This window comes from Bacillus sp. EE-W1 (genome assembly GCF_009760835.1).
Taxonomy (GTDB): Bacteria; Bacillota; Bacilli; order Bacillales; family Bacillaceae_G; genus Bacillus_A; species Bacillus_A wiedmannii.
The window spans coordinates 7,884-23,075 of record NZ_WIPE01000057.1 but is presented as its reverse complement, the minus strand read 5'-3'; the positions used below and the strand labels follow the sequence as shown (position 1 = coordinate 23,075).

Annotated in this window: 14 protein-coding genes and 2 pseudogenes; 2 read left to right on the top strand and 14 right to left on the bottom strand. The window is 31.6% G+C overall.

The genetic code is table 11. The features are described 5' to 3' along the window. The 4 genes from GFJ36_RS10635 to GFJ36_RS10620 form a co-directional block, all read right to left on the bottom strand. Positions 1-2,077: N-acetylmuramoyl-L-alanine amidase family protein (locus GFJ36_RS10635; RefSeq protein ID WP_242015962.1), on the bottom strand; the 2,077-nt coding region annotated here is incomplete at its 3' end. A gap of 365 nt (positions 2,078-2,442) precedes the next feature. Continuing rightward, positions 2,443-2,847 carry a PH domain-containing protein gene (locus GFJ36_RS10630; protein WP_098230453.1) on the bottom strand — a complete coding sequence of 135 codons (405 nt, stop codon included), beginning with the start codon at positions 2,845-2,847 and terminating at the stop codon, positions 2,443-2,445. A gap of 136 nt (positions 2,848-2,983) precedes the next feature. After that, entirely contained in the window at positions 2,984-3,484 is a 501-nt protein-coding gene (locus GFJ36_RS10625) for a hypothetical protein (protein WP_179875862.1), read from the bottom strand. A 164-nt stretch (positions 3,485-3,648) separates the two neighbouring features. Next, a complete protein-coding gene (locus GFJ36_RS10620) occupies positions 3,649-3,912 on the bottom strand; it encodes a hypothetical protein (RefSeq protein ID WP_097891278.1) in 264 nt (87 codons plus the stop codon). Positions 3,913-4,164: 252 nt separating this feature from the next. Here GFJ36_RS10620 and GFJ36_RS30225 point away from each other — a divergent pair, with 252 nt between their 5' ends. Both GFJ36_RS30225 and GFJ36_RS30220 read left to right on the top strand, forming a co-directional pair. Further along, positions 4,165-4,473, top strand: a complete 309-nt coding sequence (locus GFJ36_RS30225) for a hypothetical protein (RefSeq protein ID WP_242015961.1) — start codon at positions 4,165-4,167, stop codon at positions 4,471-4,473. Between the two features lie 9 nt (positions 4,474-4,482). After that, positions 4,483-4,884, top strand: coding sequence for a 3'-5' exonuclease (locus tag GFJ36_RS30220; protein WP_242015960.1), 402 nt, complete (start codon positions 4,483-4,485; stop codon positions 4,882-4,884). Between the two features lie 80 nt (positions 4,885-4,964). Here GFJ36_RS30220 and GFJ36_RS10610 read toward each other — a convergent pair whose 3' ends face one another. From GFJ36_RS10610 to GFJ36_RS10570, 10 genes and pseudogenes are all read right to left on the bottom strand, one after another. Beyond that, on the bottom strand, positions 4,965-8,246 hold the full coding sequence (locus GFJ36_RS10610) for a VaFE repeat-containing surface-anchored protein (RefSeq protein WP_157349549.1): 3,282 nt from the start codon (positions 8,244-8,246) through the stop codon (positions 4,965-4,967). Between the two features lie 500 nt (positions 8,247-8,746). After that, positions 8,747-10,384 carry a peptide ABC transporter substrate-binding protein gene (locus GFJ36_RS10605; RefSeq protein WP_097891274.1) on the bottom strand — a complete coding sequence of 546 codons (1,638 nt, stop codon included), beginning with the start codon at positions 10,382-10,384 and terminating at the stop codon, positions 8,747-8,749. Between the two features lie 263 nt (positions 10,385-10,647). Next, on the bottom strand, positions 10,648-10,842 hold the full coding sequence (locus GFJ36_RS10600; protein WP_001198561.1) for a DUF4177 domain-containing protein: 195 nt from the start codon (positions 10,840-10,842) through the stop codon (positions 10,648-10,650). A 596-nt stretch (positions 10,843-11,438) separates the two neighbouring features. Further along, positions 11,439-11,828, bottom strand: coding sequence for a hypothetical protein (locus tag GFJ36_RS10595; RefSeq protein WP_097891272.1), 390 nt, complete (start codon positions 11,826-11,828; stop codon positions 11,439-11,441). Between the two features lie 152 nt (positions 11,829-11,980). Next, entirely contained in the window at positions 11,981-12,106 is a 126-nt protein-coding gene (locus GFJ36_RS10590; protein WP_097891270.1) for an aspartate phosphatase, read from the bottom strand. Further along, positions 12,103-13,176: a response regulator aspartate phosphatase gene (locus tag GFJ36_RS10585; RefSeq protein ID WP_097891268.1), complete on the bottom strand. Its 1,074-nt coding sequence runs from the start codon at positions 13,174-13,176 to the stop codon at positions 12,103-12,105. Before GFJ36_RS10585 ends, GFJ36_RS10590 begins: the two co-directional genes overlap by 4 nt. Before the next feature lie 253 nt (positions 13,177-13,429). After that, positions 13,430-13,570: pseudogene (locus GFJ36_RS29485) on the bottom strand (RNA-guided endonuclease TnpB family protein); the annotation flags it as partial. 74 nt (positions 13,571-13,644) lie between these two features. Then, positions 13,645-13,933: pseudogene (gene tnpA / locus GFJ36_RS10580) on the bottom strand (IS200/IS605 family transposase); the annotation flags it as partial. 74 nt (positions 13,934-14,007) lie between these two features. Then, positions 14,008-14,235: a hypothetical protein gene (locus tag GFJ36_RS10575; protein WP_071732440.1), complete on the bottom strand. Its 228-nt coding sequence runs from the start codon at positions 14,233-14,235 to the stop codon at positions 14,008-14,010. Between the two features lie 160 nt (positions 14,236-14,395). Next, entirely contained in the window at positions 14,396-14,995 is a 600-nt protein-coding gene (locus tag GFJ36_RS10570; protein WP_088063461.1) for a hypothetical protein, read from the bottom strand. Positions 14,996-15,192: the final 197 nt, after the last annotated feature.

Here is a 15,192-nt window from a genome sequence, read left to right as displayed (position 1 = left end):
CCTTTTTATTAAGTACTTCAAATCTACCATGTTGTGTATCTAAAGCATAAAGATTATTGGATTTTGAATCAACATATACGTCCCTTTTATTTACTCTGCTCAGTTTTGAGTCTTTTTTCCAACCATTTTGCTCAGCAATGCCTTTTGAGGCTATTTTTATTTCAGCGGCTTTTTCATTTATATTCATTTTTGCGATTTTTTTATCAAAGGCTGCTACATCGAAAGAACCTGTTGATACATTTTTTGTTACATTACCAAGTTTCTGTGCATTTTTCTCCAGATCGCCTAGTTTACCAAAGGTACGGCCAATTACTTTTGTTGTACCACCAGTAACTGCAGTAAGTGTTCCCCATACAAAGTCACTTGGCGCATATTTATCATGAGTAAACATTTCCTCGCCCGTAAAGAGCTGTATACCTTGTTTTACTTCTCCAATTCCAGGAGCTAAATCAAGGAATAATGAAGTTTGTTTAGCGGAACGTTTTTGTTCTTCTAAATATTCCTGCATCTTTTCAGGTGGCACACCAAAATCACGTAATGTGTCTTTTAGCCCATCCATATTTCCCATTTTTTGTGCAGCTGCTGGTATATCAATTTTGTAACTTGCAATTTTATTAGCAGTACCTAAAAGGTTATTCGTCGTGTCTATACCTGACATAATATCTGTGTGAAGCGTTGGGAAAGCTTGTTGTGCTTCTTTAATATGCGTAGAAACACTTCTTGTTAAATCTTCGGCCATCAATGCTTGCTTATGTAAAGATTTAGCTGCTGTATCAACTGATTTAGCAAATTTATCTACACTTTTATTAAAAGTGTGTAAATCTGTAGCCATTGATTTGTATGCAGGTATTCTACCCTTAAAATCTTCACGCCAATCTTTTATCTCTGTTGCAGTATCTTTTAATCCACCAGCTTGTTTTTTGAGCTCTTCTTGTGGTAAGGAATTCAGAAATTTTTCTATTGGCTCAATATATGCTTCTCCTACTTCTACTGGAAAACCATTATACATGTTAAATGAGGCTGCAATTACGTCCATATATTGTGCGCTATATTCTGCTAATTGCTTTTTAGTTTCTGGTAACAGATTCTTAGCAGCCTGTACATTGTTAATAATATCCCCAGAATCCTTATTAGCTTTATCTAAAACCATAATACTATCTTTTAATAGCATGAATTTATGGATTTTACTAAAATCATTTTCCATCATTTGCAGATTCGTGAGGATTGACTGATATTTTACTTGGACATTTGGATCAGCTTCCTTTGCGTTTACGTTATCAACGAAGCTCTTTATGTGTGATCTTTTTAATGTTGTCAGGAATTGATTCATGCTGTGTGCCAATTCACTTGATTCGAGAACAGCCGTATCAACATTTTTCGCTTGATTGGCATCAGCTAATCGTTTTGAGTGTATTTGAATTAATTCTAGACCGAATTTTAAATCGTCTATGCCTTGACTAATCTCATTCATTTTATCCGATAAAGATTGGTCAAACACAACTACAAATAGTTTCTTTACAACGTATGTCTTCCCGTTGTAATTTACTCTAAACCATAATGGGCCATCTTCCCCCACTACTTCAAGAATTTCATCATCTCCAACTTGAATAGGATTGAATCCCCTTAAGACTGTTCTTGAACCGTATATGTTATGATCAAATGATTTAATTTTTACCCAGCCTTTGACCATTTTCCCTGTTCTATCGAATTGAAATTGTTTCCCTTGGTAGTTTACATCACCTTTTTGAATGACACCTTCATCATTAGCGAAGTACCAATGTGTAGCTTGCGGGAACCACCCCTTTTGAGCTGCACCAGTTGTTCTATCAAAGTAATAGTCTTTTCCGTCAACGGTATCCCATCCCACTGATAGATTTCCGTTTTTATCGAATAGAAACGTGTCGTCTCCCAATCGTAATAACCCAGTATGTTTCACGCCTGGTTTATCATAATAGTATTTCTTTTCTCCCTCTACAACCCAGCCGGTCGTATTACCTGTCTCGGCAAATGCATATGAAGGTGCAACTGCAGTAATTAGTAATAATAATGATAAGAGCAATGCTGCAAACTTCTTCATATCTATCAACTCCTTTTCTATTAATCACAATAAATTATTATATTCCTATAAAAAAATATTTATAGGGTATATGTAAAATTGCATATTCTATTACATATCGTTATATTTTCTTGTAGACATTTAGGAAGTAAGGTTGTAGTTTTGAAAAAAAGTTTGATTAGAACCCTCTTACAAATCTGTATTCTATAGCAAATAGAACTCCTTTTGAAAATAGATTGATTAAAATGAAGTCTTTCCTTATGTATGGACTTAAAGTTTGAATATCATTACTTATCCTTTTTAAAAGAAACAAAAAATCCATTCTAATAAGTCTTTAATCAAGATCTTAATCAAAATGGATTTTTCAACTTTATAGAGACTGATTTTTAACTATACATTTCTTGCAGTTTCACTAAATTTTTTTTATGATTTGACAATCCAATTGTAAAACTATTTGGATTCATAATGATATTTCCTTTGTTACCTTTTAATGTAACAATAACTTTAGACTTTATTAGTCCTCTTTTTACTTTTATGCCCTCAACATCTTCAATATCAATTGATATTTTATTTCCATTAAATTTACCAGTTAACGGATTCAATTCAAGCATCATTATCCTCTTATTAGTAAAGCAAATCACTTGATGTTGATTTTCTAAAAATGCACCAGGACCAAATTTAATATATTCTGATGTTGCCGCCATTTTCATTGTATAAAAATAATAAAAATACGATTCATCTTCTTGTGCTACCTCATTAAATAGTTCATCTAATACATTATTGTTTAACAATTTTTATTCCCCCCAATATATCAATAATCCTTACCGTTTATGTTGATATGATAAAGTTATTTAAATTTTTTTGTTTTAATGGATTCAATTTTGCAAATAATAATGTTGTTTAATTTTAGAAGCGAATATTAAAGTTTTACTTTGTTATTTCTTTATAGCTTGTAACTAAGTCTTCGGCTTCATATCTAGGGTCTATCTTAACTTTATCATCTTTTGTTCTGATGACTCTTAGTCCACCAAACCACTGTGCATCGTTGAAGGTTATTCTACCTACTCTTACATTGTACTCTTTACCGTCTATCTTTACGATTAGTATTCCATGTGCAGATAGAAACCCTTTCTCTACATGTCTACCTGTAATTTCAGCGTTTAATGCAGTTCCTTCGTGTACCAGTTTCGCTTCATAATACCCATCAATCATCGGAAATCCGAAAAAGACGAATGCTATTAGTCCAAAGGCAATTGTCTTCTTCTTTGTACTCCATTTATTCTTTTCTTTCAATTCTTTCTGTCTTGCTTCTTCTCTTTCTCGTTCTTCCAATCTCTTGTTTAAGTCTTCTTCCCATGCATCTAAATATTCTTCGTATTCTTCTTCGATTCTTGCTAGTAATTCTAGTTGTTCATCGGTTGCTACCATTTCATATGAGTTTTCTTCAACTAAACGAATTTCAATACCCGTTTTTCTTATTTCTTCTAAGTCTTCTTCTGTACCATTTAACTCTCGAATGACTTCCCCTTGTTTGTTAACGAGTTTAGCGCGAATGTTTTTTTCTCTTTTTTCTTAAACATCTGAACTCCCCCTTATTTGTTTTCTATCATAGATAACCCTATTGCAATTAAGAGAAAGAAAACAATAATAAGGACAGTTTTTCCTTTGCTTACTTGTATATTAGAACTTTCCAAGACAGCCCATATTAGAATTGGAAATAGAAGAATACCAAGGAGAACGTCAACCAGCTTATTACTACTCTCCTTAGATTTTTTTTCTTCTCCAACAATTGGTTTCATCTGAACGGTTTTTTTTCTCATTTGTTTCGGTTTCTTTTTCTTGCGTCTATGATTCACCCAATATACCCCTTTTAAAATTACTTCTACTAACTATAAAAATACCGAAATACCCCATTTTATTATTGAAATGATCTAATTATTTTTAACACCTTTATTATTCGCGAACACTATTTATCCTTTTTCTTCCTAACATTTTAATTTTACCATAAATTAGAATGTGGATAGAATTTATATAAGATTACTATTAACTCCTCAAAAAATTAGTCATATTTAATTAAGTAACTATTTAAACCATTGGAGTGAAGATAAATGAAAAGTTATAAAAATTGGAGCGAGGTCCCCTTAGAACTTGCAAGCAAAACTAAACTCAGCAAAGAAGGTTTAAAGCCCTTAGAAGATCCTGTAGCTAAGGTATTTCAGAGAGTAAATAATAGGTATATAGAGCTATATAAACGCTCAAAACCAGAAAAAAAACGGCAATTATATGATGAGCAAAAACTAGCACTATCAAATGGTAGAAAACTAGGTATAGAGCAACGGACTTGTAAACAGTGTGGTTATGTTGTTCAAAGCCACGCTAAACTACGTCTAAGTCCCTGCCCTAGCTGTTACGAATAACAAGGAATTATGAATCAATTAAAAGAAACAAAATTAAAAATCAAAACATCTATCAATAAAATGTTTATAAACAGAGATCAGTTTATTATTTTAAATACCGAAACAACAGGAGTTATCCTAAGAGATCAAATTATCGAGATAAGTGTAATTGATTTAACAGGAAAAACCCTACTTATCTATAACGCTGAATTTGATTTAGACATGATAGAAAACACCTGTATTTCTAACAATGTAGAATTTAAGAATTTTAAATCCACATGTATTATGAAAATGTACGCCGATTATGTAGATTCAAAAAGATGGATTTCATTAAGTGCTGCAACGGAATTAACGATTAAACACCGAGCAGTGGCTGACTGTTTTACTGTCCTAGAATTATTACAGCAACTCAAAAATAATCAAATAGATTAAGATACTGTAAAATAGGACTAAATTATTAACATAAAAATAAGCACATCTTTTAAAAAACAGATGTGCTTATTTTTATGTTTTTATGCGTTTTTACGTTTTAAGAAAATAACTCCACCAACAATTAACAGTAATGCGCCTGCAGCCATAGAGATCCAACTTGTAAGGTCAGCACCTGTTTGCGGTAACCATCCAATTTTAGATTGAACTTCTTTCTTAGGTTGTGGTTGTTCTTTTACTTGCTCTTTTTGTTGTTCTGAAGTTGGAGTATTTTTATCTTGATGTGGCTGTTCTGGTTTTGGTTGTTCCGGTTTTACTTCTTTAAATTTCACCGTTTGACCCTTATCTTCGATGTCAACGTGAATAGCTACCAAGACATTATCTTGATACAATTCTTCAAACACTACCACTTCTTTTCCTTGTAATGCAGAAGCATTAAATGTGAAATCGAGTGTGATAGAACCATTTTTCTCTTTTGGAGTAAACTTAGATTCTACTGTTACTTCTTTACCATCAACTAATAATGGTTTTTTTGTTGCTTTATCCATTAGTTTACCTTTTACTACGTACTCTTTACCCACGATTAAGTCTTTGTATTCCACTTTATCTTGGATTGTTACAGTTTTAGAAGCGTCTAACTCTTTAGAACCATCAGCTTTATTTGTAGCTGTCGTTTTAACAGAAGGCTCTACAAATCGAACTGTTTGACCTACATCGTTAATATCAGCGTGAGTTGCTATTACTTGACCTTCATGTAATAATTCTTCAAACACTACTACTTCTCTTCCTTGCTGTTCAGCACCAACAAAAGTAAAGTCTAATGTTACAAAACCATTCTTTTCTTTTGCAATAAACTTAGTCTCAGCTGTTACTTCTTTACCATCAATTAATAATGGTTCGTTAATAGCTTTGTTCATTAATTTTCCTTTTACAGTGTACTCTTTACCAACAACTAAGTTAGTATACTCCACTTTATCCTGGATTGTGATAGAATCCTTTGAATGAATCTCTTTTCCACCATCAGCTTTGTTTGTAGCAGTTGTTTTTACTGATGGCTTAACGAACTTAACTGTTTGACCTTTATCATTAATATCAGCATGTGTAGTAACAACTTTTCCGTCTTTCAGTAACTCTTCGAATACTACTACTTCTTTTTCTTCTAAACCAGTTGCATCAAAAGTGAAATCTAGTGTAATAGAACCGTTTGCTTCTTTTGGTGTAAACTTAGTTTCAGCAGTTACTTCTTTACCATTTACAACTAATGGTTTATTAGTCTCTTTATCCATTAATTTACCTTTTAAAGTGTACTCTTTACCTACTTGTAGGTCTTTGTACTCCACTTTATCTTGGATTGTTACAGACTTAGAAGTGTGCATTTCTTTTGTACCATCTTTTTTATCAGTTGCTGTTGTTTTAATTGAAGGAATCTTCTCATCTTTGACGATATGTTTAATAATTTGACCATTCTCTTTGATTTCAAAAGAAAACGTCTCTTCATTTAAAATATAACCGTTTGGTGCAATAGTTTCTTTATATGTGTATTTTCCAAATGGTAGCTTTTCAAATTTAGCGATACCTTTATCATCTGTTTTACCTTTTACTACTTCTTTTCCTGCTTCGTTATAAATCGTAAATTCTGCATTTGGAAGCTTGTTGTTTCCATCCGCAACATCTACCTTTGTAATTTCCAGATCACCTTTGATAAGATGATTAACTGCTAATAGCTCAATAATTTTTCCATGTTCCTTTATTTCGAACACAATTGGTTCTTTAACAAGAACGTAACCGTTTGGAGAAGTCTTTTCTACAAATGAATACTTACCATACGCTAGATCTTTAACGTTAATTTCGCCATTTTTATCTGTCTTATATTCGCCAATTACTTTTCCACTTGCATCTTTTAACTCGAATACTGCACCTTCTAATTTTTTACTAATATCTTCGTTATCTACTTTTAGTAGTTTTACACTACCTTTTACTTCGGTGTTTTCTACTGTAAAAGTCAGTGTTTTATTGTGTTCTTTAATTTCAAAAGGATACTTTGTTTTATTTCCAATATATCCATTTGGTGTTTTTGTCTCTAAGAAATAATACTTCCCAAATGTAAGGCCTTCAACATTTGCAATTCCATTTTCTTTTGTTACTGCCTTTTTCACTTCTTTTCCATCTTCAGTAAAAACAGTGAATTCAACATTAGGTAGCACTTTACCTGAATCACTAAGTTTTTTTATTTCAATGTTCCCTTTTGCCTTGTTGTTTACTATTTGAACAACCCCTGTTTCTCCTGTCTTAACCTCAATAGTTTGTGGTTTATCACCTAAAACATAGCCTGTTGGCGCTTTTATTTCTTTTACAGTATAAGTACCAATTGGTAGGTTATTTAATCCTGCCGTACCATCAGCACCAGTCGTGATTTTTCCAACTGATTCATTATTTGCATTAAAGACCTCAAATACTGCACCAGCTAATACTTCTCCATTTTCTCCAACCTTTTTAATTTTTAAAGCACCAGCAGCTTCCCAATTTACTGCAAGGTCACTACTAAGCTTTTCTTCATTTCTTTCTAGTAATACTGTAGCATTCTGAACAGTATCCGTACCGCGGTAAGCAATTGCTTGAACTTTTGTTAAGTTTGCAGCAACACTTAGATTAAATTCACCTGTTTTTGTATTTTTAGGAATTTGGATACGGAATTTCTCTCCAACTGAAAGTTGATCTTTCACTTCACCATTTTCACTAACAATTTTTACTCCATTAGGTGCATTTTTCGCTACTACTTTATAAGAACCACTCTTAGCATTTGTTTGTACTGTATATAGATTCGTTTCGAAGAACTCACCTTTTAATTCTGCTTTTTGTTTTTCAGCTGGGATAACATTCATATAGATATCTTGTGTATCGCCGCTATTATTAGCAGCATTGATAATTGCCTTAGCCGCTTTTTCAACATTTTTATTTTCATGTTTCAGTTCATTTACATCAAGTTGACCTAATGCATTCCAAACTGCAAGCTGAGTCGCGTAATGTGCTTCATTCTGATTAGCTATTCCTAGCTGCTCAACACTTTTTTGCGGGAAACCGTTTAATAGGACCCTATATACTATATTATCTGTTTTCCCCATTTCAGGAAGATCTTCACCATTTGGTGATTTTAGTCCCAGAGTTAAGCAATAAGCAATTTGACCACTTGAATTTTTAATCATTTCAGTTCGAATGTACTTGCCTAAACTATTACTATAACTCCAGTTCATTGAATATTTCTCGTGCGTCATAACCTCTGCACTAGCCCTTGGTAAAAACACATTAAGGCATAATGCTAGTACTGATAATAATGTAAAAACTCTTATAATAACTCTCTTACCCAATTTTGAAACCTCCCTAAAATAAATTAATCCGATTGTATATCGCAATATCTAAAACATTCACGACCAACCCGAGTATCATTATAAAACAACAAATTACAAATATTAAATAGATTTAATGAAAAATTCGAAAAATTTACATATTTTAATGTTTTTCAAGTTTTCAAATGAAATTACTATATACAAATCTCAAAACACGCCCACAATTAACAAAACAAATATGTATGTTAAGTATGTTAATAGCAGTTCTTTTGTTCAAGTCATTAATTTTCCACAGTATTTTTTAGCTAGTGAAAAAGGTAGATTTAAATCACAATTTGGGTTATTTTGATTTCTTGTTTTCTATTTGTAACAAACAAAAACTCATTCTTAATTTTGTTTCTATTGAACAATTAAAAAATTTGTATATTATAATCTGAAATGTAATACGACTTTTTGTGGAAAGTAAAAAAGAGTTGAATACTTTTTTATCAAGTACTCAACTCTTTTCAATTTTAAACTTTTTATTTTTGAATCAAATATGCATTTTTGTAAGTATAAGCACCACCAAATTGATGCTTTTCAATTCCTTTTACATAATCCTTTTGCAGATATGCTTTACCAGTATGATAAAGGGGAGCAATAGCAGCATCTTCTAACAACACTCTCTCGGCTTCTCGTAAATAATCCCATCTCTTCTGTTGATCTAATACAGCTTCATTTTTAGCTTTATTTATAAAATCGTCATAACTCGAATTTGAATACTTCATTTTATTATTTGGATTATCTGTCGTAAATAATTCTAAAAAACTAATTGGATCTTTATAATCAGGTGCCCAACCTACCATAGAGATTTCATACTGCCCTGTTTGTTCAAGCTGCAATTTTTGTTTAAATGGCTGTTGCTTAATCTGTATTGTTAAACCCTGTAAATGTTTTTCAAGTTCTCCTTTTATATACTCTGCTATCATTCTTTCATTATCTTGCTCAAATGCTAGAAGCTCAAGTGTGACATTTTCTATACCAAGTTCTTTTTTTGCATCTTCCCAAGTTTGTTTAGCCTTTTGTAAATCATACAAAACAAGAGAACCATTTTCCTTTCGAAAATCTTTTTGAGTTGCTTCATTCGTATATCCTGCTGGTATAAGACCTTCTGCAGGGGTTGCTCCAGTACTGCCAAAATGATTTACTATCTCTTCTTTATTTATTGCTAAAGAAATAGATTGTCTGATTTTTTTATTTGCTAATGTAGTGTTTTCTTCATTAAAACGTAACATAGCTATTCCAGCTTCTTTTTTCATATGTAATTCTTTGTTGTCTTTGTATTGCTCAAAATGTTTTGCAGTAATTGAAGCACGATCAATACTACCCGATTCATATAAATTTATTGCCGTCATCGTATCTTTTACAATATTAAAATCTATTGCCTCTAGCTTTACTTGTTTCTTATCCCAATATCTATTATTCTTCTTCAATTGAAATTCTTGTCCATGCTTCCACTTTTCTAACACAAATGGCCCATTATATATAAGATTCTCCGGTTCCAAACCATAGCTACTTCCTTTTTCTTTTACAAACGATTCATGCTGAGGTAAATAAACAGGTAGTGCTAATAATTGCAATAAATATGGAACAGGCTGTTCCAATTCCACTTCTAGCGTATAATCATCTATTGCTTTTACTCCTAACTGATCGGCAGCAACTATACCTTTATTTATTTCTTTGGCATTTTTTATATAAAATAACATGTATGCATATTGAGATGCTGTTTCAGGATTTAATGTTCGTTTCCAAGCAAAAGAAAAATCATGTGCAGTTACCGTTTCACCATTTGACCATTTAGCATCTTTTCTCAAATGAAATGTATATTTTTTCCCATCCTTACTTTTCTCAAATGATTTCGCTACACCAGGAATAGGATTATCTTGTTTATCCAGTACATATAATCCTTCAAATATATTTTGCATAACATGTGATGACGTACCATCCATCGCTATTGCCGTATCTAAAGATGGGATTTCTTCCGGTATCGTTAAGTTTAATACCTGTTTTTGACTTTCAGCTTCAGCTTTATTAGTTTTATTAGTATTATTACCACAAGCTGAAAAAATTAAGGAAGTGATAATTGTAGATACTAGTAAACTAATCTTTTTCTTTTTCATAGATTTTCTCCCCGAATCCAATAAATTTTATAATTAGATATACATTACCCTGAAATATTATACCAAATTATTTAAATTTAGGTAAATACTTTTTCATTTTTAATTGAGTGAGCTCAGCAGAGCAAGATGGCTATGTTAATCCTTTTCCTGTTTCTTTATAAATATTAAGCTATAAATATCTCTCTTCATACGTTCAAGAAAAGTTTTTTTGTCAGGAAACAAAAAAACGCCTTGAATAAATCCAAGACGTTATGCTGATATCATTATTTGATTTGGCGTTTAAATATCGCCTGTAAACCATTTTGAATACTACCGCCACTGCCTAAGCCAATAATTGAAATAAGTTCCCAACCATCAATCCCTAACTTATTAAACTCGCCTTCTAAATCTAACCCCTTAGCACCAAAAAAACTTTTAAATGTACCATCAATTTTAAGTGTTTTATACTCCCATTGCATAGACAACTCTCCTAAACTAAAATAGTAAGTATGTAGATATATATACTATTAATAATACCACGTATACCTTTGTTCATCCATTTATCATCAAAATTCTCTCCCCCACAAGAATGGTCAGTTCAATTCTCTATTTCTAATTTTTCTCTTATAATTCTCTCTCTTTTACGGTTAATATCTATTGTCTGAGCTACTAGCCAGATTAATGATATATGTTTTTCTACATTCATCGTATTCAAGTGGGGTTTTCTAGTGATAGAATCCCTTAATTTTTTCTCTTTTCTTCAATTGAAAAAGCTGTTTTTCTATAAAATAATTTAGCAAAATATAGATATCATTTAAGAAGTAAGTCTAATATAGACCAACCAAATATTATAAAGAAAATGTTTCATTACATAAAAAAGCTCTATTGCTAGAGCACTCAAAAATAATATCAGTAAATGAATTAAAATATACAGATACAAAATAAATAAATCTATATATACTAAAAAAAAATATTATATGTCCTATTCATCATTTTAGTCAAGAAGACTCCTTCCTCAAGGGACACAAAGAAGCCCCCTCTTCAAAACGAAGTGAAAGTGGGGGTAGTTCAAATCTTAACAGTTTGCGAAAATATAATATCCTTTCACCCAGCGCTCTTTTAACCATCTCAGTTTATATTCCATGCTTGGTGTATAAGTTGCTGCAGAATCCATTAAGTTATATCTATCTAAAATCTCCAAACATCTAATAGGGTTTGTTAAAGTATTTAGAAATTTCAAGTCCTCGCTTTCGAGAGACTTCCATACAACTCCTTTAAAATTAATTGGCAGCAGTTCTAATATCATATCTCTATCCAAACCTGATGTTTCTAAGAAATTTTGAAGATGCGAGAGAGATAAATAACTCCAGTTTGTACTTTGGTATTCTTCCCCTAAAAATGTATATCGATCTAGGTCGTTACCATTTAATTCATAACCTCTTATTGCTTCTATTCCCCATTTCATCTTTTTCCTCCACAATCATTATTCCCGTAATCAACCGATAGTTATGTTCACAAATCCCCTATTATTAAAAAAGATCCAAGCATCAGTAATACGCTCAGATCTCTGTTTAATAATTAGATTAAATAAAACTTTATTAGCCTCTTTTTAGAAAATTAAATATGTTCCCCATGATCCATAAATACTTCAATTGATTCTTGTTGTGGTACGTCTTTTACATTAGTAAGACCAAAAGTAAAAACGGTGGACATCATCATCATTAATAAGATAGCTTTTTTCATTTTAGCGCCCTTCTTTCTTTGCTTATTTTGTCTGCGTCTAAAGCAATGTGTAAATATTTGCTTGCCTTTTCATGATTTTTTGAATTGTAGAATTGGTCACCTAAAAGAGAAGCATACTCTTTTACCCACTCATATAATTCTTCTGCTTCAAAATACGAAATACCTTCTATAACTAATTTCTCAAATTCTTCGAGTGGCGCTTTATTATGTAATGCCCTTAAGATTTCGAAATGATGACGATAACCTACATCACTAAGCTTATAACCTTGTTCAATATATTCATTAGCAATAGTATGCTTTCCTAGCTTGAAATGTTCTCTCGCTAAAAGAAACATAGTTTTAAAGTTATTCTCTAATGAATTCTCTAAATGTTTAACTGCTAACTCTGGCATATTTTGACTTGCATATAAAAGTCCTAAATTATGCTTAACGCGTTTAATTAGAATTTCATCACCTGATTTTTTGAAAGTATCTAATGCTGAAAGTAAATATTCTTCTGCACTTTCAAATTCATTTAGTCGTATGTTTGCCATTCCTAAAGTATTTAAACATGCAGCTATTTTCAATTCATATCCTGCGTTATTTATAAATATTTCCTTTGCCTTCATAGCATATTGAATTGCTAGAATTGGTTTCATTATATGGTAGTAGTAAACAGCAACCCAATAATTAAATTCTGCTTTTTCAATTTCATCATGCATGTAACCTAGAAGCTTTTCAGCTTCTTCAAAATGAACCCTTGCTTCACTATTGTTGGCCGTATTGATGGCGTAAATAGCTTTAAATAAATGATAATAGTACTCTAAAAATGTTTCATTTTCGTCTGTTAAAAGTTCGACTTTGTCTAAAATATCTTTTGAACCCTTCGTATCACGAATTAGAAGGCTGTACCGCGCATTTAGTAAAGCGTAATACATTAATATTGTTTGATCTTCCTTGATATAATTAATTTTACTTTCAATATCTTCTTTTATCTTTTCGGACTGTAATACACGTTGTGCAATCATAGCTTGATACCAGTCATTTAATAATTTGGTGATTTTTTCGTTAGAAATGAGGTTAACACTCATCTGCTCCTACCCCCTTTTATCAAATATTATCACGGTATACTTGCATTTATAAATATATTCACAATATTTTAACTTGAGAAACTTATTTTTGAATATTCATAGAAGAAAATGAAGAAAGTAATTCAAGTTTTAGGTATCACTCTAGAATTAGTAGCTATTTTCAGATTTAGTTTCACTTCAAGCAACAAAATACAGAACATGAGAAAATATTTTAATACAAAAAGAGCCACTCTATCACAAATGGCTTCTTTCATTTCATATATTTTCTTTGCTGTGCCATTTCAGATACAAGTGCATTGATTGTAGAGATATATTCTCTTCCAATAGCCTTTAAGATGAAAGCCTGTTCTTTTGTAGGAAGTAGCTTGATTTTTACTGTTATCGTTTGGTACATTTTTCTTCAACTAAATTCCTAATCAAATCCGTAATTACTACATTTAATTTGCACCCTTCTCACCCCCTTGTCTTTTATTGTTCCACATATCTTTTAATAGTCGCACTCCATACATTTCCTGTGATAGATACAAAATAGCTACGTGTCCACAAACTCGGCAAATGTTTAAAGTGAGGAAATTCCTCTCTCAATTTTTTGAAGTCAGTCCTTTGATTTTTGCCATAATATCAAAGGAATAAATGTTGACAGCGTGTTTAAAAACATATGTGTATGGTCTTTGTTACACTCTAAAGCGACAATGACAATTTCTAATTCGTCGCATATTTCTTGTACCAACTCCCTAAAGCACTCTTCTAAATCTGTCCGGTATGATGCTCCCTACTTTGTTCAAAGAAACCCGTTATCCATTCTATCCCTTTCCCCTTTTAATTAAAAAGCTATCTGTTACTCTTTATTTTATATATACTTTTCTTTAATTTAGGCTTTTTATGTAACCTTACTTTGCTTCCATTAATATCAAAATCCAACTTTTCTTCTTCTAAAGCCTCCATTTTCTGCTTATGTTCTTTTTCTATTCTATCTTTTTCTTCTTTTCTCTTAGTCGCTTTAGGACCAATTACGAATAGAATTAAGAAAATACTAACCATTACAATGAACGTAGTCACTAATACTCATCCTCCCTTATCAAAACCTCATACACCAAAAGCTTTTTAACTTATTAGATTTAAATTAGAAACCTAAAGGAGAATAAGTACTAGTATATATAGAAGGAATAAATATAGATGTTACCTTCACTATTCCTCTATCTCCTTATATAAACCAAAATTATAAATGGCGCAGTAAGGCTGGTACTAACAATGTCGTTACAAATATAAAAATGGAACTATATCTTAAACTTGAACTCCATTTCCCATATTTCGGATGTTCAAATTTCTTATAAAGCATACCTAGTGCTAGAGATATTAAAAACATTAATACAGCTGTCCCTAAAATTATAGAAGTGATTAAACCCACCATATTACTCATAAAAGTTTGAAAATCAAAAGAACGTGTTGTCAACATTAACACCGGTAAAATCCTTATTAATAGTATGAGAATGAAAGACCCTACTCCAAAATATATTGATCTTTTTTTCCACTTTATATGTTTAAACCATAAAGAAGCCCCAAAAACTAATAATGATATTAAAATTACTACAGAAAGGATCAGGAAAATAACATCAAAGAATGCAGGCACACTCGCATGAACTGCCCCATCTATTTTGTCTCCCCCATCTTTTATTACATCACTGCCTCCATTAAACAAAGAACCAAACCAATCTACAATCCAATCGGTCATCCAGGAAATATCGAATGGTAGATCTTCATTTTTTGTTTGTGCAGGAGCAACTGAGTTATATACCTCCAAATTATTCTCCCCCTTAATTGAAATTAAGCCCTTTACTTTAAGTATATAAACTTAACAAACCAAAACTAAGAAAATATCAAATCATATCTTATCTTATTAGATAGAAGAACCACACTTTCGAACTCGAATTCTGTATCCCTTTATTCATCACCAATATTTTTTTGATAGTTAACTTTGCAATATAAGTTTGTATATAATTCCTTTCAAAGACACAA

Bases quoted from the DNA above. Each gene is read 5' to 3' on its own strand.
- GFJ36_RS10590 (WP_097891270.1), bottom strand. From the start codon at position 12,106: ATGAAAAAAGCTATCTTATTAATGATGATGATGTCCACCGTTTTTACT.
- GFJ36_RS10585 (WP_097891268.1), bottom strand. From the start codon at position 13,176: ATGAGTGTTAACCTCATTTCTAACGAAAAAATCACCAAATTATTAAAT.
- GFJ36_RS30220 (WP_242015960.1), top strand. From the start codon at position 4,483: ATGAATCAATTAAAAGAAACAAAATTAAAAATCAAAACATCTATCAAT.
- GFJ36_RS10605 (WP_097891274.1), bottom strand. From the start codon at position 10,384: ATGAAAAAGAAAAAGATTAGTTTACTAGTATCTACAATTATCACTTCC.
- GFJ36_RS10600 (WP_001198561.1), bottom strand. From the start codon at position 10,842: ATGCAATGGGAGTATAAAACACTTAAAATTGATGGTACATTTAAAAGT.
- GFJ36_RS10595 (WP_097891272.1), bottom strand. From the start codon at position 11,828: ATGAAATGGGGAATAGAAGCAATAAGAGGTTATGAATTAAATGGTAAC.
- GFJ36_RS10625 (WP_179875862.1), bottom strand. From the start codon at position 3,484: ATGGTAGCAACCGATGAACAACTAGAATTACTAGCAAGAATCGAAGAA.
- GFJ36_RS30225 (WP_242015961.1), top strand. From the start codon at position 4,165: ATGAAAAGTTATAAAAATTGGAGCGAGGTCCCCTTAGAACTTGCAAGC.